The sequence below is a fragment of the Burkholderia sp. THE68 genome (assembly GCF_009938265.1).
Lineage (GTDB): Bacteria > Pseudomonadota > Gammaproteobacteria > Burkholderiales > Burkholderiaceae > Caballeronia.
The window spans coordinates 603559-623783 of record NZ_AP022316.1 but is presented as its reverse complement, the minus strand read 5'-3'; the positions used below and the strand labels follow the sequence as shown (position 1 = coordinate 623783).

20 protein-coding genes are annotated in these 20225 nt (G+C 64.7%); 8 read left to right on the top strand and 12 right to left on the bottom strand.

Annotated elements, in window-relative coordinates; genetic code table 11:
• Nucleotide 1: 1 nt before the first annotated feature.
• Complete coding sequence (gene amaB / locus BTHE68_RS16410) at nt 2-1501, bottom strand: L-piperidine-6-carboxylate dehydrogenase (protein WP_162067376.1); 1500 nt, start codon at nt 1499-1501, stop codon at nt 2-4.
• A 246-nt stretch (nt 1502-1747) separates the two neighbouring features.
• Here amaB and BTHE68_RS16405 point away from each other — a divergent pair, with 246 nt between their 5' ends.
• A complete protein-coding gene (locus BTHE68_RS16405) occupies nt 1748-2356 on the top strand; it encodes a helix-turn-helix domain-containing protein (RefSeq protein ID WP_162067375.1) in 609 nt (202 codons plus the stop codon).
• 6 nt (nt 2357-2362) lie between these two features.
• Here BTHE68_RS16405 and BTHE68_RS16400 read toward each other — a convergent pair whose 3' ends face one another.
• The 8 genes from BTHE68_RS16400 to BTHE68_RS16365 all read right to left on the bottom strand — a co-directional run bounded on the left by BTHE68_RS16400 (nt 2363) and on the right by BTHE68_RS16365 (nt 10320).
• Entirely contained in the window at nt 2363-3826 is a 1464-nt protein-coding gene (locus BTHE68_RS16400) for a cytochrome P450 (RefSeq protein WP_162067374.1), read from the bottom strand.
• Nucleotides 3827-3909: 83 nt separating this feature from the next.
• The gene (locus BTHE68_RS16395; RefSeq protein ID WP_162067373.1) at nt 3910-4194 is read right to left on the bottom strand and encodes a type II toxin-antitoxin system RelE/ParE family toxin; all 285 of its coding nucleotides are present in this window, start codon (nt 4192-4194) and stop codon (nt 3910-3912) included.
• Complete coding sequence (gene relB, locus BTHE68_RS16390; protein ID WP_162067372.1) at nt 4191-4388, bottom strand: type II toxin-antitoxin system RelB family antitoxin; 198 nt, start codon at nt 4386-4388, stop codon at nt 4191-4193. Before relB ends, BTHE68_RS16395 begins: the two co-directional genes overlap by 4 nt.
• Before the next feature lie 98 nt (nt 4389-4486).
• Nucleotides 4487-5296: an IclR family transcriptional regulator gene (locus BTHE68_RS16385; RefSeq protein WP_162067371.1), complete on the bottom strand. Its 810-nt coding sequence runs from the start codon at nt 5294-5296 to the stop codon at nt 4487-4489.
• A gap of 68 nt (nt 5297-5364) precedes the next feature.
• Nucleotides 5365-6189, bottom strand: a complete 825-nt coding sequence (locus tag BTHE68_RS16380; protein WP_162067370.1) for a sugar phosphate isomerase/epimerase family protein — start codon at nt 6187-6189, stop codon at nt 5365-5367.
• 14 nt (nt 6190-6203) lie between these two features.
• Nucleotides 6204-6815 (bottom strand): NIPSNAP family protein, encoded by a 612-nt coding sequence (locus tag BTHE68_RS16375; RefSeq protein WP_162067369.1) that lies wholly within the window; start codon nt 6813-6815, stop codon nt 6204-6206.
• The gene (locus BTHE68_RS16370; protein ID WP_162067368.1) at nt 6812-8551 is read right to left on the bottom strand and encodes an FAD-dependent oxidoreductase; all 1740 of its coding nucleotides are present in this window, start codon (nt 8549-8551) and stop codon (nt 6812-6814) included. The genes BTHE68_RS16375 and BTHE68_RS16370 overlap by 4 nt, the downstream gene beginning before the upstream one ends.
• On the bottom strand, nt 8548-10320 hold the full coding sequence (locus BTHE68_RS16365; protein ID WP_162067367.1) for an FAD-dependent oxidoreductase: 1773 nt from the start codon (nt 10318-10320) through the stop codon (nt 8548-8550). Before BTHE68_RS16365 ends, BTHE68_RS16370 begins: the two co-directional genes overlap by 4 nt.
• 153 nt (nt 10321-10473) lie before the next feature.
• Between BTHE68_RS16365 and BTHE68_RS16360 the strand changes: the two genes are divergently transcribed.
• The 4 genes from BTHE68_RS16360 to BTHE68_RS16345 all read left to right on the top strand — a co-directional run bounded on the left by BTHE68_RS16360 (nt 10474) and on the right by BTHE68_RS16345 (nt 14846).
• Nucleotides 10474-11361 carry an NAD-dependent epimerase/dehydratase family protein gene (locus tag BTHE68_RS16360; protein ID WP_162067366.1) on the top strand — a complete coding sequence of 296 codons (888 nt, stop codon included), beginning with the start codon at nt 10474-10476 and terminating at the stop codon, nt 11359-11361.
• 41 nt (nt 11362-11402) lie between these two features.
• Nucleotides 11403-13121 carry a SulP family inorganic anion transporter gene (locus BTHE68_RS16355; protein WP_162067365.1) on the top strand — a complete coding sequence of 573 codons (1719 nt, stop codon included), beginning with the start codon at nt 11403-11405 and terminating at the stop codon, nt 13119-13121.
• Nucleotides 13122-13284: 163 nt separating this feature from the next.
• Entirely contained in the window at nt 13285-14112 is an 828-nt protein-coding gene (locus tag BTHE68_RS16350; protein WP_162067364.1) for a shikimate dehydrogenase family protein, read from the top strand.
• 269 nt (nt 14113-14381) lie between these two features.
• Nucleotides 14382-14846 (top strand): hypothetical protein, encoded by a 465-nt coding sequence (locus BTHE68_RS16345; protein WP_162067363.1) that lies wholly within the window; start codon nt 14382-14384, stop codon nt 14844-14846.
• Here the strand turns inward: BTHE68_RS16345 and BTHE68_RS16340 are convergent.
• Nucleotides 14813-15352, bottom strand: coding sequence for a hypothetical protein (locus tag BTHE68_RS16340; protein WP_232078006.1), 540 nt, complete (start codon nt 15350-15352; stop codon nt 14813-14815). The genes BTHE68_RS16345 and BTHE68_RS16340 overlap by 34 nt on opposite strands.
• Nucleotides 15353-15838: 486 nt before the next feature.
• Here BTHE68_RS16340 and BTHE68_RS16335 point away from each other — a divergent pair, with 486 nt between their 5' ends.
• Nucleotides 15839-16123: a hypothetical protein gene (locus tag BTHE68_RS16335; protein WP_162067362.1), complete on the top strand. Its 285-nt coding sequence runs from the start codon at nt 15839-15841 to the stop codon at nt 16121-16123.
• On the opposite strand, the gene BTHE68_RS16330 is transcribed toward BTHE68_RS16335, so the two are convergent.
• The gene (locus BTHE68_RS16330; protein WP_162067361.1) at nt 16120-16896 is read right to left on the bottom strand and encodes a class I SAM-dependent methyltransferase; all 777 of its coding nucleotides are present in this window, start codon (nt 16894-16896) and stop codon (nt 16120-16122) included. The two genes, BTHE68_RS16335 and BTHE68_RS16330, sit on opposite strands and share 4 nt — an antisense overlap.
• A gap of 471 nt (nt 16897-17367) precedes the next feature.
• Here BTHE68_RS16330 and BTHE68_RS16325 point away from each other — a divergent pair, with 471 nt between their 5' ends.
• Complete coding sequence (locus BTHE68_RS16325; RefSeq protein ID WP_162067360.1) at nt 17368-18237, top strand: alpha/beta fold hydrolase; 870 nt, start codon at nt 17368-17370, stop codon at nt 18235-18237.
• Between the two features lie 152 nt (nt 18238-18389).
• Nucleotides 18390-18875, top strand: a complete 486-nt coding sequence (locus BTHE68_RS16320; protein WP_162067359.1) for a hypothetical protein — start codon at nt 18390-18392, stop codon at nt 18873-18875.
• Here the strand turns inward: BTHE68_RS16320 and BTHE68_RS16315 are convergent.
• The gene (locus BTHE68_RS16315; protein WP_162067358.1) at nt 18869-20218 is read right to left on the bottom strand and encodes an MFS transporter; all 1350 of its coding nucleotides are present in this window, start codon (nt 20216-20218) and stop codon (nt 18869-18871) included. The genes BTHE68_RS16320 and BTHE68_RS16315 overlap by 7 nt on opposite strands.
• Between the last annotated feature and the right edge of the window lie 7 nt (nt 20219-20225).

The following is a 20225-nucleotide window of genomic DNA, read 5'->3' as shown; positions in this document are numbered from 1 at the left end:
CTCAGCTCAGATTGAAGTCGATGCCCTGCGCCAGCGGCAATTCCGACGAATAGTTGATCGTGTTTGTCGCGCGGCGCATATAGGCCTTCCACGCATCCGAGCCCGATTCGCGGCCGCCGCCCGTTTCCTTCTCGCCGCCGAACGCGCCGCCGATTTCCGCCCCGCTCGGCCCGATATTCACGTTGGCGATGCCGCAGTCGCTGCCCGACGCGGACAGGAACCGCTCCGCTTCGCGCAGGTCGGTCGTGAACGCGCACGACGACAGGCCGTGCGCGCTGGCGTTGTTCGCGGCGATGGCTTCATCGAAATCGGCGTATCGCATCACGTAGAGGATCGGCGCGAAGGTCTCCTTCAGCACCACTTCCGTTTGCGACGGCATTTCGACCAGCGCCGGGCGCACGTAGTAGCCGTTTTCATGGCCCTTCACGGCAACGCGCTCGCCGCCGGACACCTTGCCGCCCTCGCCCTTCGCCTGCTCCAGCGCGTCCTGCATGCGCGCAAAGGCCTGCACGTCGATGAGCGGGCCCATCAGCACGCCCTGCTCCAGCGGATTGCCGACGGGCACTTTCGCGTAAAGATCTTTCAGGCGCGCGACGGTTTCGTCGTAGATGCTTTCGTGCACGAACAGACGCCGCAGCGACGTGCAGCGCTGCCCCGCCGTGCCGACCGCCGAGAACAGAATGCCGCGCAGCGCGAGATCGCGATTGGCCGTCTGCGAGACGATGCCCGCGTTGTTGCCGCCGAGTTCGAGAATCGAGCGGCCGAACCGCTGCGCGACCGCGACGCCGACCTTGCGGCCCATTTCCGTGCTGCCCGTCGCGCTGACGATATCGGAGCGCTTGTCGGCGACGAGCGCCGCGCCGACATCGCGCCCGCCGATGATCACCGACGCGAGGCCCGCCGGCGCGGAACCGAATTCATCGATGACGTCGCGCAGAATGCGATCGACCGCGAGCGCGGTGAGCGGCGTTTTCTCGGAAGGCTTCCACACCACCGCATTGCCGCAGACAAGCGCGAGTGCCGCGTTCCACGACCACACCGCGACCGGGAAATTGAACGCCGAGATGATCGTGCATACGCCGTACGGATGCCACGTTTCCGCCATGCGATGGCCCGGGCGTTCGGACGCGATCGTCAGACCATACAACTGACGCGAGAGGCCGACGGCGAAATCGCAGATATCGATCATTTCCTGCACTTCGCCGAGACCTTCCTGAAGAATCTTGCCTGCTTCGAGCGACACCAGGCGGCCGAGCGCCTCCTTCTTCTCGCGCAGCCGATTGCCGAGCAGACGCACGAGTTCGCCACGGCGCGGCGCGGGCACGTTGCGCCACGTGGCGAACGCGGTGCGCGCGGCGCCGAGCGCGGCGTCGACATCTTCGGTGGTGTTTTGCTTCACCCGGCCGATGACTTCGCCGGTGATCGGGGATGTGACGGCCATGTCGCCGTCGGACACGAGGCTCGCGATGCCGAGGTCGGTAAGAATCGATTGTGCGTTCACGGTGATGTCCTTCGAAACGGGTTCGTTCTACGGATCGAAGTTTCTTATAAGAAACTTTCGTAAGTCTGGAGACTATACGCGCAGCCGTCGCCGGCCACAACAGTGGACGATATCGGGGTTGTCACCAATGCGTTCGTCCTTTTCCGGCGGTAGATTCGCCTTGTTTTGAGCCTGTTTTGCGATGCCGGTCCTCGGTTCGCGCGATGTTATGATCGGAAACAAAAAAGCTTCCTCCGACACTTTCCTATGTCCAGTCTCAGCACGAAACAGCCGCCCGATCAGTCCGCCGCCGATCTCGGCCGCCGGGTGAAACGCGCGCGCCTCGCGCACGATCTGACACTCGAAACCGCGAGCCGCATGTGCGGCGTGTCGCGCTCGGCCTTGTCGAAGATCGAGAACGGGTTGATGTCGCCGACCTTCGACGTGCTGCAGAAAATCGTCCGCGGCTTGCAGATCGATCTGGCCGAGCTGTTCGGCACCGCGCCCGCGCCCAGCGCGAGCGGACGGCGCGCGCTCACGCGCCGCGACGAGGGTCAGCGGCACGCCTATCGCGGCTATCAGATGGAACTGCTCGCCACTGAACTCGCGCACAAGGCGATGCTGCCTTTTCGCATCCGCATCTCCGCGCACACGCTCGACGCGTTCGATGACTGGGGCCGCCACGAAGGCGAAGAATTTCTCTACGTGATCAGCGGCAGTGTGTGCCTTTATTCGGAACTCTACGCGCCGACCCATCTGAACGCCGGCGACAGCATCTACTTCGACAGCCGCACGGGTCACGCGGCCATCTCGACGAGCGTGGAAGACGCCGAAGTGCTGTGGATGGCGACGGGCGGCGACGTGCCGGCGGCCTGAACGCGGCTATCGCAAGGCCAGGCGCATCGGCATTTCGCTCGGCACGGCGGTGAACGTGCAGATTTCGTGGATATCGGCAGGGTTCGTCGCGAGTTGCGCGGTGAAGTTGGCCGTGAGCATCGACACGACGAGCCGCATTTCGACCGCCGCCAGATGCCGCCCCGGACACACGCGCGGACCCGCGCCGAATTGCAGATAGGCGCGCGGCTCGTGCGCGCCACGCTGCGCCGTGCCTTCGGGCAGCGCAGCCTGCGCTTGTCGATGCTCGTGCAGCCATCGATCCGGATCGTAGCGTTGCGGATCGGCGTAGTTGTTCGGGTCCATCATCGCGGGCCGGTTCAGCATGAACATCTTCGTGCCGGCGGGCAAACGCACGTTCTGAAGCCGTACTTCCTCGAGCGGCTCGAACGACAGATACGGCGCGACAGGATGCAGACGGCTCGCTTCGGTGCAGACCGCTTCGCACAGGTCCAGTTCGCGCATTGCGGCGTAGTTCGGGCACACGGCCGAAGCGCCGAGCACGCGCCGCGCATCGGCTGCGACGCGCGTCTGCAATGCGTCGTCGGTGCCGAGAAAGAGCAGCGCCCATGCGATGCTCGTCGCCGTCGTCTCCTCGCCCGCGACGAGCATCGTCAGTACGTTGGCTGCGACTTCGTCGTCGGTGATGCCGGAGCCGGGGGCATCGCGCAGGGCGAGCATCGCTTCGAGCAGGTTGCGCGGCGGCGTTTCGCAGGCTTCGATCGCGGCTTCCTCACGCATCCGTGCACGGGCGCGCGACATCAACTCGCGGATGTGACGATGCACATCGGTCATCGCCTCGTCGAACTTACGGTCGCGCGGAAACTTCACGTAATGCCAGTACGCGAACGGCGCGTTCACGCGCGTCATCAGCATCGGCAGAAGCATGGCCAGTTGCTCCTGGATCAGCACGCGCTCGTTTTCCAGCGTGTTCGGATCTTCGCCGAAGGCGAGCGCGCTCGTCACGTCGACGGTGAAGCGCTTCAGATCATCGGTCATGTCGACGACGCGCCCGTTGCGCGCCGCGCGTTCCCAGCGCATGCGCAGGCGTTCGGTGATCGCAGCGAGCGTCGGATAGAACGCCTTGATATGAGGAATCGAAAGCGCCTGCATCACGAGACGGCGCTGCGGCTCCCACGCGGGCCCTTCGATCGAGAAGAGTCCATTGCAACCGAATTCCTTCAGGATGTTTTCGATGGGCGCATAGCGGCGATAGCGATACGGCCGCTCGCGCATCACCGCGTGCGACAGCTCGATGTCGCCCCAGACCGTGACGGGCGTCGTCGCGAAGCGGAAAACGTAGGGCGTGCCGAGCTCGGCGGCCCAGCGTTCGAGCGTCAGATGGTGCGTGGCGGGCGGCAACTGATGCAGATTGCCGAGCAAAGGCAGACCGCGCGGCGACGGTAGGTCACCGACTTCGCGCAAAGCTGCGCCGACGGACGCTGCGTTCATGATCGGCCTCGTGAAGGCTTGATCTGTGAGAGTTACACGTCAAGCGTAGCAGCCCCCAGCGTGAGTGCAATCCGCCCCGTTGGTCACACGAACGGATAGCACTGTCGCGCATGCAGCACGTTGAGCACTTCGATGCGGTCCGTCTCGACCGCGTAGATGACAACATAATTGGGATGAACGACGATTTCGCGCGTTCCGGGAATACGACCGTGGCGGTAAAGATACGGGGCGATTGCGGCGGATTGCGGCGCTGCCTGAATCGCGTTCTTGATCGTGCGCGCGGCACTGGGACTGCGTTCAGCGATGTATCGGATGATCTCCAGAAAGTCGAGGCGCGCGGTTTGAGTCCAGACAACTTGCAGCGTCAAGCGGCCCTCGACTTGTGACGTTTCTCGGCATCCGTGATGATCGCTTCCGCCTCGGCCATCACCTGGTCATGCGGAACGCGCGGCCGCGTATCCGCCATCGAACGGCGTACTTTCTCGCGAAACCACTTGTCATAAGCTTCCGCTTCTTCGACAGTGGCGAACTCGGACACGATGGGATCGAGCGGTGTAGGCATGTCAATGTCTCGTTTCATGATGAAAACGATGATAACGCAGGCGTTTCCACCGCGTCATCTCGGCCATTCGGCCAACTCCGTGCAGCGCTAAACGGCCTTTACGTCGCTTCCGCCACCTTCACCACCGACCGCTTGAAATAAGGCGAACTCAACGTCGCCGCCCCCATATCCGACGCCGCTTCGAGCAGCGCCGGCGCAAGCGCCTCCAGCCGCGCCTCGGGCAAGCGGCTCGTCGGTCCGGCGAGACTCACCACGCCCACGACGACACCCGTCACCGGATGATGAATCGGCGCGGCCATCGACGTCATACCGGCCTCATAAGTCTCGCTCGCGATTCCGTAGCCACGCTTGCGCGCCGCCTGCAGATCCGCGAGAAACTGCTGGATCGTCTTCGGCGCCTTCGGGCCGCCCGCGCCGGGCTTGCCGAGACCGCCTTGCTTCGACACGAGTTCGAGCGCTTCCTCGTCCGTCAGCGACGACAACCACGCCTGCCCGCTCGCCGTGCAATGCAAAGGCGGCTGACTGCCCATGTCCGGGTCGTAGCGCAACCCCGATTTCGCGCCCTGCGCCTTGCCGACGAACGTAATGTGATCGTCCTCGACGACGCCGAGCCGCGCCAGCTCGCCCGACTGCGCCGCGAGCCGGTCGAGGACCGGCTGCGACACGTCGAGCACGCCGCCCGTCGACAAATAGATGAGCGCGAGCGACACGAGTTTCAGCGCGAGCATGTACTCGCCGTGATCCTCGTCCTGACGGACATAGCCCTCGTCGATCAGCATCGCGAGCAGGCGGTGCGTGCCGCTGCGCGGAATGTTGAGCGTGTCGGCGATGGCGGCGAGCTGCATGCGCCCGCCGTTTTTCGCCAGCAGCTCGATGATCGACAACGCGCGCTCAAGATTTCCTGCCATCTTTCACTCTCTGGAAGTTCCGATTCGGAATGAGAACACGATTCCACCTCGGAATTCAACTGCCTGCGTCAATGTTCGGCGTACGTCTCCCGAACGACCGCGAGCGTCGCCTCGCGCAGGCGCTTCGCGCGCGTCAGCGCGCTGGAAGTCCTGGTCCATTCGTTCATCGGCACTTCGATCGACAACGGCAGATCGTCCGGCAACGCGCGCAGAATGCCCGCGAGATCGAGCCCGCCCTCGCCCGGAATCATGCGTTCGGCGCGCGCCTGATAAAGCAGCGTATCGAGATCGGCGGGACGCGCGGCGGGCGCATCGCAGAACTGCACGTAGCCGAACCATTCGCGCGGCAACGCGCGCAGCGTGTCCGTCGACGAACCCGCGCGGTCGAAATGAATCGGATCGACGATCAGGCCCGTGTTCGCGCGCCCCGCCGCCGTCACGATGCGCGCGCCCTGCACGATGTCCTTCGCATCGGTCCACGGCATCGGTTCGAGCGACGGCGACAGGCCATACGGCTGCGCGAGATCGCAGAGCGCCGCGAGCCGCTCCGCGGTGCGCGATTCATCAGGATCGTTGCCCGCGACGAGCACATAGCGCGCGCCCAGTTCGGCGGCGGTTTCGAGCATCGGCTCGTAATCGGCCACGTTCGTGTCGGGCTTCAGGCGCAGGATTTCGGCATCGAGCACGCCGATGCCGGTGTCCTTCAGCGCTGCGAGCGTCTCGCGCTTCAGTGACGTCGCGCCGACGATCTCGTGGCGCACTTCCGTGTCGGTCGCGGGCAACAGCCTCAGGCCGACGAAATCGTAGCCCGCCTGCGCCGCGCACTCGACCATCTGCGGCGGGGTCAGTTCGAGGACCGTCAGCGCGGACAGGGACAGCTTGCGTCGTGACATCGATTGGTCTCCGGTTAGCGCAGCGGCGAGAACGGCGCGGGCATGTAGATGGTCGATTCCATCGTCGTCAGATGGGCCGGTCCGCCCTTCGGCGGCCAGATGCCGTCCTTCACGGCTTCCGCGCGAATGCGCGAGCGTTCGTCGACGCTCTGGTACGGCCAGATGTTGAGAAAGCGCGGCACGGTGCCGTCGAGCGCGTACATCGCGCCGATGAGCGGCGAGCGCTTCGTGCGCTCCGGCACGGCGTTCTGCCACGCGTCGATCGTATGTTGCAGGCTCGCGAGCTTCGTGCCGTACACGCGCATCTCGTAGATGCCGCCGTGCACGGCCGGTTCGATCGGCGGCAGGAACGGGAAAAGTGCGTAGCTGTTCACTTCGACATCGGTGATGAATTCGCCGCAGCCGAACGGATTGCCTTCCAGCAGCAGACGCCGGCGCTCGCCGATCAGCGCCGCTTCCGATTCGAAGCCGCGCAGCACCATCACGCGGCCGAGCGCGCCGATGTCCGAATACCAGCAGCCGAGCAGCTTCGAGCCGGCCGCGTCGCCGCTCGCCTTGATGTTCTCGAAGACCTGCGCGTTCGCGCCGATCTTCACCGTCAACGTGACTGTGTCGTACAGAGTCATTGCAGAGTCCTTGCCTGTTTGAAGTTGGAGAGATTCGTGATGCTGCTTTCGCGCGGCGGTTCAGCCAGTTCGAGGCCCGCGAGATAGCCGAAGGTCATCGCGGGGCCGAGCGTGATGCCGCCGGCGGGGTAATGTCCGCCCATCATGCTCGCGCCGTCGTTGCCGACCGCGAAGAGGCCGGGAATCGGCTCGCGCGATGCGTCGAGCACGCGGGCGCGCGCATCCGTCGACAAACCGGCGAACGTGCCGAGGCTGCCGGGCACGACCTTCACCGCGTGAAACGGACCGTCGGCGATCGGCGCGAGGCACGGATTCGGCCCGTGCGATGCATCGCCCTGCACGCGGTTGTAGGGCGTCGAGCCTTTGTGGAATTGCGGATCGAAGCCGTCTTTCGCATAGGTGTTGTATGCGGCGACGGTATCGGCGAGGCCGCGCGCATCGATGCCGCATTGCTGCGCCAGCGCTTCGAGCGTCGGCGCGGATTTCAGATAGCCGGAGCGTTCATAGGGACCGAGCGGAAACGGAAACGGCTTCGCGAAGCCGAGGCCGTAGCGCCGCTGAAACCGGTGATCACAGACGAGCCACGCGCACGCTTCCTCGCCCTTCGCCGTCGTGCCGATCAGCGCGGAGATGAAGTCGTAATACGACGACGCCTCGTTGGTGAAGCGCCGGCCCGCGCGCGTCACGGCGATCACGCCCGGCTTCGCGCGCTCGATCAGATGCGGAAACGCGACCGGCGCGCCGTCGCCCTTCGGCACGAGCGATACCGGCGCCCACGCGGCGGGCGCTTCGAGCGCGGCATCGAAATGCGCGCCGGCCGCTTCGCCGAGGCGAATGCCATCGCCGGTATTGCTTTTCGGCGCTGCCGACCAGTGCGGCGTGTAGGGAAAGGTTTCAGCCTGACGCGCCGCATCGTGCGGATAGCCGCCGCACGCGAGCACCACGCCGCGCCGCGCGCGCACCGCATGCATCACGCCGTCGATCTCGACGCGCGCGCCCGTCACGCGATCCGCCTCGCGCGTGAGCGACACCGCGCGCGCGCCGGTACGCAGATCGACGCCACGATCCGCCGCCGACTTGAGCAAACGCGCGACGAGCGCGTTGCCGTTCACGAGATGCATCGAGCGTCGATAACGCAGCAGATGCCACGCGAACGCGGCGAAGCGCTTCGTCACATGCCACGCCGATTTCGCGCTGCGCGTCGCGTTCAGAAAGTGCGCGAGGTCCTGTCCCGACGCGATCGCCATGCCCTTGACGGTCACTTCGGCCAGCGGCGGGCGCAATTTGCCGATGAGCGGACCGAGCGCGCGCCCGTCGAACGGCATCGCGCAAACGGAACGGCCGCCTGTCGCCGCGCCTTGCGTCGTGTGGAAATCGGGAACGCGGTTGCCGTCGATGAAGCGCATCGACGTATTGCGCTCGAAGAATTCGATCATGCGCGGACCCTGCTCGATGAGCGCATCGGCCTTCGCGGCGTCGAAGTGCGCGCCGAGTTCGCTCTTCAGATACGTGCGCGGCACGCTTTCCTCTTCGACGATGCCCGCGCGCGTCGCGAGCGGATTGCGCGGAATCCACATCCAGCCGCCCGACCACGCGGTCGTGCCGCCGAACACGTCTTCCTTCTCGCAGACGAGCACGGACAAGCCCTGCGTCGCGGCCGTCACGGCCGTCGACAGACCGCCCGCGCCGGAACCCAGCACGAGGACATCGCATTCGAGAATCGGTTCGTGCTTCATCGGGCGTGCTCGGGCGTATGAAGATCGACGGGCAGCGTGAACGCTTCGTGAGATGTCTGGCCACGCGCCACCGCATGGCGCGCTGCCAGATAGCCGAACGCGAGACCCGGACCCAGCGTGATGCCCGGACCCGGATAAACGCCGCCCATCACCGATTGCATGTCGTTGCCGCAGGCGTAGAGACCGGCGATCGGCTGATCGTCGCGATCGAGCACGCGTGCATCGGTGTCGGTGACGAGGCCGGTCGCCGCGCCGATATCGCCCGGATAGAGTCGCACCGCGTAAAACGGCGCCTGGCCGATCGGACCGAGGCACTTGTTCGGGCCGGTCCAGTTGGCGTCGCCGTTGGCATTCTGATAGTCGGTCGTGCCGCGCTGAAAATCCGCATCGACGCCAGTTTGCGCATAACGATTGATGCGCGCGACGCTATCGGCGAGACCGGTCTTGTCGATGCCGAGCCTGGCCGCCAGTTCGTCGAGCGTGCGGCCTTCGACGAGATAGCCATCGGCGAGGAACGGCGCGAGGCCACGGCCGCCCGGCCGCACCATGCCGAGGCCGTACTTGCGCAATCCTTCGGCATCCGTAACGAGATATGCGGGCACCGAAGGCGTCGATTCGTTCGCCCGCTGCATCGCGATGCCGAACAGGTGATATGAGGTGTTCTCGTTCAGAAAGCGCTTGCCCGTCTTATCGACGGTGATCATGCCCGGCTTGCCGCGATCCATGATGAAGTGCGGAAATACGGCAGTGGTGCCGTCGGCGCGCTTGCGCACCGAGACCGGCGCCCAGAATGCGTTCGACAGCGCGCCCTCGCCGAAGCGCGCGCCCACACCCAGCGCGAGATCCTGCGCGCTGCCGGTGTGGCCGGGCGCGCCGGGGCACCAGGCCGGATCGGCGCCGGGCAACATCGCCGCGCGACGCTGCGGATGCCGATTGAAGCCGCCGCTCGCGAGAATCACGCCGCCGTTCACGCCGATGCGCCGTCGCGTGTTGACGTGGCTGAGCGTCACGGCTTCGATTCCGTTCGCGCCACGATGCAGCGCTTCGACCTTCGTGCCCGTCAGAATCGTGACGCCGCGCTGCAGCAGCGAGTACAGCAACCGTCCGATCAGCGCGTTTCCCATCACGAGCCGGGTGCCGCGCGGCGAATTCATGCGGTCGCGCGCGTGACGCGCGAGCAGTTTCATCGCGTGAGCGAACGACCCGAACGACTTCGTCATGTTGAGCAGGTGCCCGACGTCGTCGCGGTCCACCATCATGCCGCCGAGCACGGTGAATTCGGGAAGCGGCGGACGGATCAGCGCGAATTCGCGGCCGAGCTTGCGGCCGTCGAACGGCAGCGGCTCCAGCGCGCGGCCACGCAACGTAGAGCCTTCGACTTCCGACAAATAATCCGGATGAAACGGCCGCGCGCGGTATTTCACATCGGAATTCGCTTCGATAAGCGCGACCGCTTTCGGACCCGCATCGAGGAACGCGCGGCGCATCGCGGCGCTGCTGCGCTCGCCGACCGCGCGATTCAGAAACCCTTCGGCGTTCGCGGCGGTATCGTCGCGATTGACGCTCGCCGCGTGCATCGATCCGGGAATCCATGTCGTGCCCGCCGAAAACGCCGTCGTGCCGCCGACGTATTCGGTGGCTTCGACCAGCAGCACGCGCGCGCCGTCGATCGCCGCGACGAGCGCCGCCGACATGCCCGCGCCGCCCGCGCCGACCACCACGACATCGAAAATTTCGTTCTGCCCTAGATTGTCCAGTGTCTCCACCATTCGTCCGCTCCGTGCCGCTTCGTTCCGTCTCGCTCCGCCGTTCCTCCGACGATTCGAAACCCGTGTTTGCTGTAGAACTCGCTTTGATATTGGAATAGTATTCCAGAAATGCAGCGTGGATCAACTATTTTCGAGACGAACGGAGGAAAGGACATGCGAGTGCTGGTGACAGGGGGAAGCGGTTTTCTGGCGGCGTGGGTGATGCGGCGTCTGCTCGCACGCGGCATGCAGATACGCGCGTTCGATGTGCGCGAGGACGTGCGGCTCCTGCGCGCGCTCGCGCCCGAGCATGCCGATAACGTGCAATGGCGCATCGGCGATATCGGAGAAGCGCACGATGTCGCGAGCGCGCTCGATGGCTGCGACGCCGTCATCCATCTCGCCGGGATTCTCACGCCCGCCTGCGCCGCCGATCCGGTGCGCGGCGCGCGCATCAACCTGATGGGCACGCTGAATGTGTTCGATGCGGCCATCGCGTGCGGTTTGCGCTCGGTGCTGTATGCGAGCAGCGCCGGCGTCTTCGGCCCCGACGATGGCGCGACGCCTCATCCCGTGACGCACTACGGCGCGTTCAAGCTGGCGTGCGAGGGGTCGGCGCGCGCGTACTGGCACGATCACGGGATCGCGAGCATCGGCTATCGGCCGCTCGTCGTGTATGGCGCGGGGCGCGAAACCGGTTCGAGCGCGGGGCCGAGCCTTGCATGCCGCGCGGCCGCGCGCGGCGAGCCGTATACGATTCCGTTCACCGGCGCGACCGGCCTCGTCTACGCCGATGACGTCGCCGCGGCCTACGAACTCGCGCTCGCACGCGATTTCGACGGCGCGCACGCGTTCACGCTCGCGGGCGACATCACGCCGATGCAAAGCGTCATCGACACGCTGAAGACGATCGCGCCCGACGCGCGCATCGACGCGGCGGGCGCGCCCTTGCCCATCGCGACATCCTTCCCCGACGATCCCGCGCTCGCCCGCATGCTTCCGGATCTGCCGAGGACGCCGCTCATCGACGGATTGCGGCAAACCGTGGCGTTCTATCGATAGATAGGGCACGATGCGCTTTGTCCAGGGACACGGCGCCACGCATGCAAGACTCGACTCGAAGCCCGTCGGCGAGCACACGATTTCTCAAAGGCATCCTGCCGATCAACCGGCGAGCGGCCCTGCGCGATGCGCTCGCCGGCATCTCGCTCGCGTCGATGGATATTCCGCAAGTGCTCGGCTATGCGCGCATCGCCGGCATGCCCGCGGTCACGGGGCTGTACACCGCGTTCCTGCCGCTCCTCGCGTTCGCGCTGTTCGGCGCGTCGCGGCATCTCGTCGTCGCCGCCGATTCCGCGACGGCGACCATCTTCGCGAGCAAGGTCTCGTCGATGGCCGCGATGGGCAGCCCCGAGTACGTCGCGCTCGCGGGCATGGTCGCGCTGCAGACCGCCGCGCTCCTGCTGCTCGCGCGCCTTTTCAAGCTCGGTTTTCTGGCCGATTTTCTGTCGCGCACGGTGCTGACGGGTTTTCTCGCGGGCGTCGGCGTGCAGGTGTCGATCGCGATGCTCGGCGATCTGTTCGGCATGACCGTGCCCTATCCGTCGTCGCGCAGCGTCGCCCAGTTCGTGTATGTGATCGGGCACGTGACGCGCGCGCATGGGCTGACGCTCGGGCTCGCGTTGCTCGTGATCGTCGCCATTCTGGCCTGCAAGCGCTTCGCGCCGCGCCTGCCGATGCCGCTCGTCGCTGTCATCGGCAGCATCGCCGCGAGCAAGGCTTTCGATTTCGCCGCGCACGGCATTTCGGTGCTGGGTCCAATCGATGGCGGTCTGCCGGCAATCCGCTTCCCCGATGTCACCTGGCAGCAGTGTCTCGATCTCATGCCGGTGGCGGCGTCGTGCTTCGTGATGATCATCGCGCAAAGCGCGGCGGCGGCGCGCGTGTTCGCGCAGCAGTATCACGAGGATGTGGACACCAACAGCGACATTCTCGGCCTCGCGGCGGCGAATGCGGCGTCTGCGGTAAGCGGCACGTTCGTCGTCAACGGCAGCCCGACGCAGACCGCGATGGCCGAACGCGCCGGTACGCGCAGCCAGTTCGGACAGCTCGTTTTCGCGGTGGTCGTCGCGATCGTGCTGTTGTTTCTGAGCGGCTATCTGCGCTATCTGCCGCATTGCGTGCTGGCGGCCATCGTGTTCACGATCGCGATCGGCCTCGTCAATGTGCAAAGCCTGAAGGACATTCGCGCCGAAAGCCCGGGCGAGTTCACGCTCGCGCTCGTCACGGCCGGCGCGGTCGTGCTGATGGGCGTGGAGCACGGCATTCTGCTCGCGGTCGCGCTGTCGCTGCTGCGGCACGTGCGCCACAGCTATCATCCGCACACGATGGTGCTCACGCCCGTCGCGCCCGGCAAACCCTGGCGCTTCATGCCGACGCAGCCAGGCGCGATGACCGCACCGGACCTGATCGTCTACCGCTTCGGCGCGGATCTGTTCTATGCGAACGACCATCTGTTCGTCGCGGAAGTGCAGCAACTCGTCGATACGGCTTCTGATGGACTGCGCCATGTCGTCGTCGATGCGGGCGCGATCACCGATCTGGATTACTCCGCCGCGCGTACGATCGGCGAGCTGATCGAGTCACTGCGCGGGCGCGGCGTCGCGGTGCTGTTCGGTCGCGTCAATCGTTTTCTGCGCAGCGATATGGACCGGCACGGGCTGACCCGCGTGCTCGGTGCGCAAAACGTGTTCGACACGCTCCACGAAGCGCTCGCGGCGGCGGGCGTGAATCCGGCCGCGCACGAATCTGAACCGTTGTGAGGCCTGGAGGCGCTCCTTGCTGACGCTTTTTTCGGTTTTGCTGTTGTGTACGCTAAATAAATCGACGGTTAGTTGCCTCTCAAGCGAAGAAGTAATTTTCTTGAATGCTATTCCATTTTCAATTAGCATTCATTAAATCGACATTCACGGAGGCAATCGAAGCATGGCGCAGGACACTTCCTTTTCCGCATCGCTGGATGCGGGCTTGAGCGGCGCAACCCGCGTGTACTTCATCGTCGGCGATCCGATCGCGCAGGTGCGCTCGCCAGCCGGCGTCACGGCGGCGCTGCGCGCGGCGGGCCGCGACGCGATCGTGATTCCGGCGCACGTCGCGCCCGGCAATCTGGATGCGTTCTTCGCGGGCATCGCGCCCCTGCAGAACTGCGACGGCGTCATCATCACCGTGCCGCACAAATTCAGCGCGACTGCGCACTGCAAGTCGCTGACCGACGAAGGCGCGTTTCTCGGCGCGGTCAACATGCTCAAGCGCAATGCCGACGGCACGTGGCACGGCGGCGCATCGGACGGCATCGGCATGGTCGCGGCGTTGCGCGACGCGGGCTGCGAGCCGAAGGGCAAGCGAGCACTGCTGATCGGCGCGGGCGGCGCGGGATCGGCGATCGGTCACGCGCTCGTCGATGCGGGCGTCGCGTCGCTCGCGATTGCCGACTTCGATGCCGCGCGCACCGGCGCCCTCGCCTCGCGTCTGGCTGCGCTCGGCCGCGGCACGGTGAGCGTCGCCGACGATGCGCCTGCGGAAAGCTACGACCTCATCGTGAATGCGTCGCCGGCGGGCATGCGTTCCGGCGATCCGTTGCCGATCGACGTCTCGCGCCTGCCCGCGACGACTTTCGTCGGCGACGTGGTGACCAAGCCGCCGCTCACGCCGTTCATCGAAGCGGCCCGCGCGCGCGGCTGTACGACGGTCACCGGCACGCAGATGTTCGGCCGCGTGTGCGACGCGATCGTCGCGTATCTGCTGAAGGACTGACGGCGCTGGGCCATATGTCGCGGAATGAATCAGACCAATCTGGTTCAATCCCGATGCGCATTCGTTCATGATTCCGGCCGCGCATTTGCATCCCTCGTGAAGCGCGCCGGACCGCAGGTTTCAAAGCGTATCGCCGACAAGCGCCGTCCTTTTCAGGGCGGCGTTTTTTCGCCACGGTGGCGACCGCGCCGGCGTGAGCGCGCTCGATGATCGTCGCGCTCGCTTAGAGGGCCCATGAAACGCGTGCAGGCGCACGCAAGAGGCCTGGAATGAAATCGGATCAAAAAACAATTCAACGCGCGGCGCGAGCAGGCGTCGCCGCCATCGCACTGGCCATGCTCGCGGCATGCGCGACCGGACCGGGCGCACCGGCGCCATTGCCGGCGGACGGCACGCTCGCGTCCGGGCGCATCGTCGGCAAGCAATATCTGACAACGGTGTCGACCCCGGCGGCGGCGTCTTCCGGACCGACGCTCGGCGTGGGCGGCGGCGGGATCGGCGGCAATGGCTGGAATGGCGGCGGCGCCGGCGTGGGCCTCGGCTTCGATCTGACGAGCCTGTTCCAGAAGAGTCCGGAGCAGATGACGAAGATCTACCGCTACAGCGTGCAGATGAAAGACGGCTCGAAGCGCGACATCGACAGTCCGCTCGATCTGAACGACGGCGCGTGCGTGACGACGATCGATTCGAGCCAGCCCGGTTATCCGCGACTGACGGGCTCGGACGCCTGCTGATCTTCCCGCGCGGCGCGTCCGACGAGCCACCCGGACAGCGCCGCGCCGACGCGGTCCACCACCGGCGCCCAGTCGCCCGGCGCGCGCTGGCGCACGAGCCGCACCGAGTCGTACCACGGCTGCGTTTCGTCCCAGAGCGGCGCGAGTGCATCGATGGGAATGCTGCGCTGTGAATCGCGACGATGCGTCGGGCTGCCCGCCCACACGAAGCCGACGCGCAGCACATTCCCGCCATCCGACGCCAGCTTGCGCCGCCACATGTCGACGCGCTCCGGCGCGGCGTCGGGATACGCGCAGCCCTCCACCTGCTGCGGCAACAGCCCGATCCACCGCGGCATGCTCATCATGCCCACGGTGTAATCGACCGTGCCGAAATCATGCCCTTCGAGCGCGACACAATCCGGCGCAAAACGCCGGATCAGCGGATACAGATCCGCGCGCACCGCCAGCCGCGCCTCGCCGCCGTTTCTCCGCACGCTTTCTGCGAACTGCGGAAAGTAGCGCACGAACTGGATATCGTCGCCGAGGCCAAGATATATGAAGTGTTCGCTGAGTTTATAGCAATAAGGCGCAGAGGAGACTCGAGCAACCGTGAAACCTGTCCGAAAAGCGAATCACTCCGGCGGAAATTAATTGTTGAGAATATCCGCTTATTTCGCATTCCGTATGACTTACCAAAACCCTTTGCTCAGATGAACCAAATTGAATCCGAGATTGCATAGGGCACAGGTCTTTGCCATACTAAATCCGCAACCTTGCTTATTCAGCGCCGCTCAACTGCCGAGCCCTCACGCGGATGCGCTCTCGCCGCCTGGTCGAGACGGCGATTTTTACGTTCGCCTGTCGTTTTGGGCTGAGCGTCCTATTTCCTGATTTTTTCCCAGAACATTAAGCTTCCACGATTAAATCAATATTACCAATACCGAAACGTCACATCATTAAATCAACATATATTAGTTTCATAATAAAAGATGCACTCGATTTCCCACAAAATGGCCATTCCAATTCGAACGCTGCACGCATTACTAGCGAAAGCGGCTCTGCTGCGGGGTCGGCATCGCCAGCTGCAGTCCGCCGAGGAATACCCGGCAAAGGTGTTGTGCACCGCTCGGGAGCGCAGCGAAGAAATCGTCACTGCCCCGAACAGGAAGCCAATGACCGCCGAGGAACTCAAACGGCTCAATGACTGGCTTGAACTGGATTTTTTGCCGCAATTTTCGACCATCGAGCCAGAAAGCGCCCGCGTTCCCGCGAGCGGCCACGATCGACGTGACTAAGACGGCTTGCGCATCACAAAATGAAGGTTGTGACGCGTGAAAGCGCGGTGCGCAGGCACGTTGTAGCGCTCGAAGGCGAGCCGAAGGAGCGCATCATCTGTCCGATCGGGAAAACGCGTGAGGATTACCTGCTCATACCCGTCAAGCACGATGTGTTCGTGGCAATCCCGGCCGATAGCAAGCTCGAAGTCGTGATACGAAACACCAAACCCCCAGCGCGCGAGTGTCTCGGCAACATCCGCGGGCGCGGCAGCCGAAATTGAGTTCCTGAAGTCCGCGCGCGGCGAAAACTGCGCGTAGTCGCGCTGGATCTCGAGCGGCAGAGCCGAATAGAAATGCATCTGGCTCGTGTGATCCTCAAGCACGTTGAAGCGATTCGGCGTGTCCGCCACGACCAGCAAGCCGCCAGGTGCGAGTGCCTGCCACGACGCCCGGAGTGCCTCAATGCGCTCCGCATACGTCATGTGCTCGAGCACCGCGCACAGGACAACGAGATCGACTCGACCGGCGAGCGCCTCTGCTTTCCCCTCCGTCAGCTTCTCATTGAAAAATTCTACGTTGTCGTATCCGAAGAATCCGAGTCGTTCCACAGCCGCAGCGCTTGCTTTCGAATCGATCTCGAAGCTGATGAGGCTCTTGACGCGGCTGGCGAACGCGAGCGTGGAGCAGCCCGTCCCGGATCCGATTTCGATCGCGGTCATCTCGCCCATGTCCGGCGCGACTTGCGCAAGCCAGGTGCAGATCCAGTATTCGAAATCGCGGAAGCGATGCACGACGTGAGCATCGACATCCCGCTCGAAGACTTCTTCGTTCGTGATATCGATCATCGGATTGTCCTTGTAGAACGTGCGAAGCAATACGTCCCTGAAGAATGGCCTGAAGTCCGGCGGAATCGGCAAAGGCGAGAGCGCGGGCGCATCGGAACGAGCCGGGGAGACGGGCGTAGCCAATGCACCGAATCTTTGCGCGTCCGCGATCAGCCTTGCGTGCTCCTGCTCGAGGCTCTGACAGCGCGCGAGTGCCTCTTCGAGTTCAACATCACCTGGACGATCGACCGGGTCCACGACAGGAACACGGTTGCCGCGGAGCGCCTGAAAGAGCTTCATCCTTTCACCTTATCGTTTGCCGGGAAAGTCGATCTTATCAGCGCCGTTCGGCAACCCCTCCTTACCTCCGACGTAATTGTCCCGCTCACATCCTCCTGCGACGATGCAGTCACACTGTTCATCGACAAGGAGACGGACATGCCCGTGAATCGACAACGCCCCAACGCAGAGATCGCCCGCCCGGGTTTCATCGCAACCACCGACGGCGTCGAGCTGTTTTATCGCGACTGGCAACCGGCAGGAGCAACCGGCAATGGCAACACCATCGTGTTCGTCCCCAGCTATTCGCTGCCGGGCGACATGTGGGCGTATCAAATGCTGCCGCTCACGCGCGCGGGCTTTCGTTGCATCGCGTACGACCGGCGCGGCCACGGCCGGTCGAGCGATCCGGGCGGCGGCTACGACTACGACACCCTCGCCGGCGATCTCGCCGCCCTCATCGACGCGCTCGATCTGTCCGACATCACGCTGGTCGGCTATTCGATGGGCGGCGCCGAAGCCGTGCGCTATCTGACGCGTCACGGCAGCACGCGCGTCGCGCGCCTCGTGCTGGTCGCGTCGACCTTGCCGATGCTCGCGAAGACGCCGGACAATCCCGATGGCATCGACCGCGTCTATGCCGACTCCTTTCAACAGGATTTGCTGACGGACTATCCGCAATGGCTCGCCGAGAATGCGCGGCCGTTTGCCGGGCCGGGTGCCTCGCAGGCGATGATCGACTGGATCCGGGAAATGGCCTTACGCACGTCGCATCAGGCGTTATTCGCATGCAACGAAACGGTGAACCATGGCGATTTCCGAAATGAATTGCGCGATATCGACGTGCCGACGCTCATCGTGCAAGGCGACCGCGATGTGTCCAATCCGCTGGAACTGACCTCGCAACGCACCGCGCGCCTGATTCCGAACGCCCGGCTGCTCGTCTACGAAGGCGCGCCGCACGGCATCTTTCTGAGCGATGCGACGCGGCTGACGGCGGATATCGGCGCGTTCGCGTCGGCGCGCTGAGTCGGAGCCGTCGAGGTTTGTCGGATTAGCGCTGACTCCTGACGCGTTTGAAAACACTCATATCAATACACTCTGGAAGAATCCGGGCACACAATAGCACTGCGAATCGACATCGACGCACCGCCCTCCCACGTCCACCGGAGCATACAGCGATGATCTTCCACGCCTCCATCCCCGCCAACGATCCGAAGCACGTCGCGCATGTGCTGGCCGAACTGTGGGACGGCTTCGCCGCGCCCTTCTCGCCGTTCCCCGACGCGTGGATGGCCGTCGCGGGCGACGATCGCGGCAGCATCATCGAGGTCTATCCGAGCGACCAGGTGATCACGCCGGGCGGCGGTCACGAAGACAGCGTGAGCTACGGCGCGGACACCTTCAAGCGCCCGCAGTACAGCGCGTTCCACATGGCCATCGCGACGAAGCTGAGCAGCGAGGAAGTCATCGCGATCGGCGAACGCGAGGGCTGGCGCGCGGTGCACTGCACGCGCGGCGCCAACTTCTTTCACGTGATCGAGTTCTGGATCGAAAACTCGACCATGCTCGAATTCCTCGCACCCGAAATGCAGGCCGAGTATCTCGCCTTCGCGACACCCGAAAACTTCAAGGCGATGGCGGCCGCCGCCGCCGTGCCTCAGTGAGCGCTTGCCGTTGACGAAGGATCGCCGCGCAGCCCGAGCATCAGCGCGGCGCCGCTCGCGAAGAGCAGCAACGAAAGCAGGTGTACGGCGAGATCCATGCTGCCCGTCGCGGTGCGAATCTGGCCGATCACCCAAGGACTCACGATGCCGCTCGTGATCCCGATACTGCTGATGAACGCGATGCCCGCCGCCGCCGTGTTGCCCGACAAGTGGCTCGCGGGCACGGCCCAGAAAATTGGCAGCGCGGCGAAAATCAGCGTCGCGGCAAGCGAGAGAATCGCGAGCATCAGCGGAAAGCTCGGGAAATGCAGCGTGAGCGCCGCGAGCGCGATTCCGCCGCCGAACGTGCAGCACGCGAAGTGCTTGCGCCGCTCGGCGACGCGATCCGAATGGCGCGCGATCAGAATCAGCCCGACCGCGCCGATCGCGTTCGGCACGACGGTATAGAGGCTGACGGACATCACGTCGGTGATGCCGAAGTCGCGGATCATCAGCGGCATCCAGAAGCTCAGCGTCAGCGATGCGCAAGTCAGCGAAAAATAGATGAACGCGAAGAGATAGACGCGCGGGTTGCGCAGTGCGTCGAGCAGGCCGCGGCGATCGTGCGAACTGGCGTTATCGCCCGTTTGCACGCACAGCGCGACGAGCCGGTCCTGCTCGGCTTGCGTGAGCCAGCGGGCGTCGCGCGGCGCATCGACTAGCAGGCGCAACGCGTTCAGGCCAAGCAGCACAGCCGGCGCGCCTTCGATCGCGAACATCCACTGCCAGCCGAACAGGCCCATGACACCCGCCATGTCGCGCATGATCCAGCCGGACACCAGTCCGCCGAACACGCCCGCCACGGCCACGCCCGCGAAGAACACCGACATCACCCCTGCGCGCCGTTGCGCCGGAAACCAGTAGGTCAGATACAGCACGATGCCGGGAAAGAACCCCGCCTCGAACACGCCGAGCAGAAAGCGCAACAGATAGAAATGCCCCGGCGTCGACACGAACATCATGCCCACCGACGCCGCGCCCCACAACAGCATGATGCGCGTGAACGTGCGGCGCGCGCCGAACTTCGCCAGCAGCAGATTGCTCGGCACCTCGAACAGCACGTAGCCGACATAGAACACGGCGGCGCCCAGACCGTACATGGCGTCGGAAAAGCCGAGATCGTGCTTCATCTGCAATTGCGCGAAGCCGATATTGATCCGGTCGAGAAACGACACCACGTAACACAGGAACAGAAACGGAATGATGCGCCACGCGACTTTGCGCAGCAGCGCATCGTCGGACAAGGCGTGCGCTTCCCCGGCGGCGCTCGGGCTGAGCGCCGCCGTGCTGATCGACTTCGACATGTCTCGC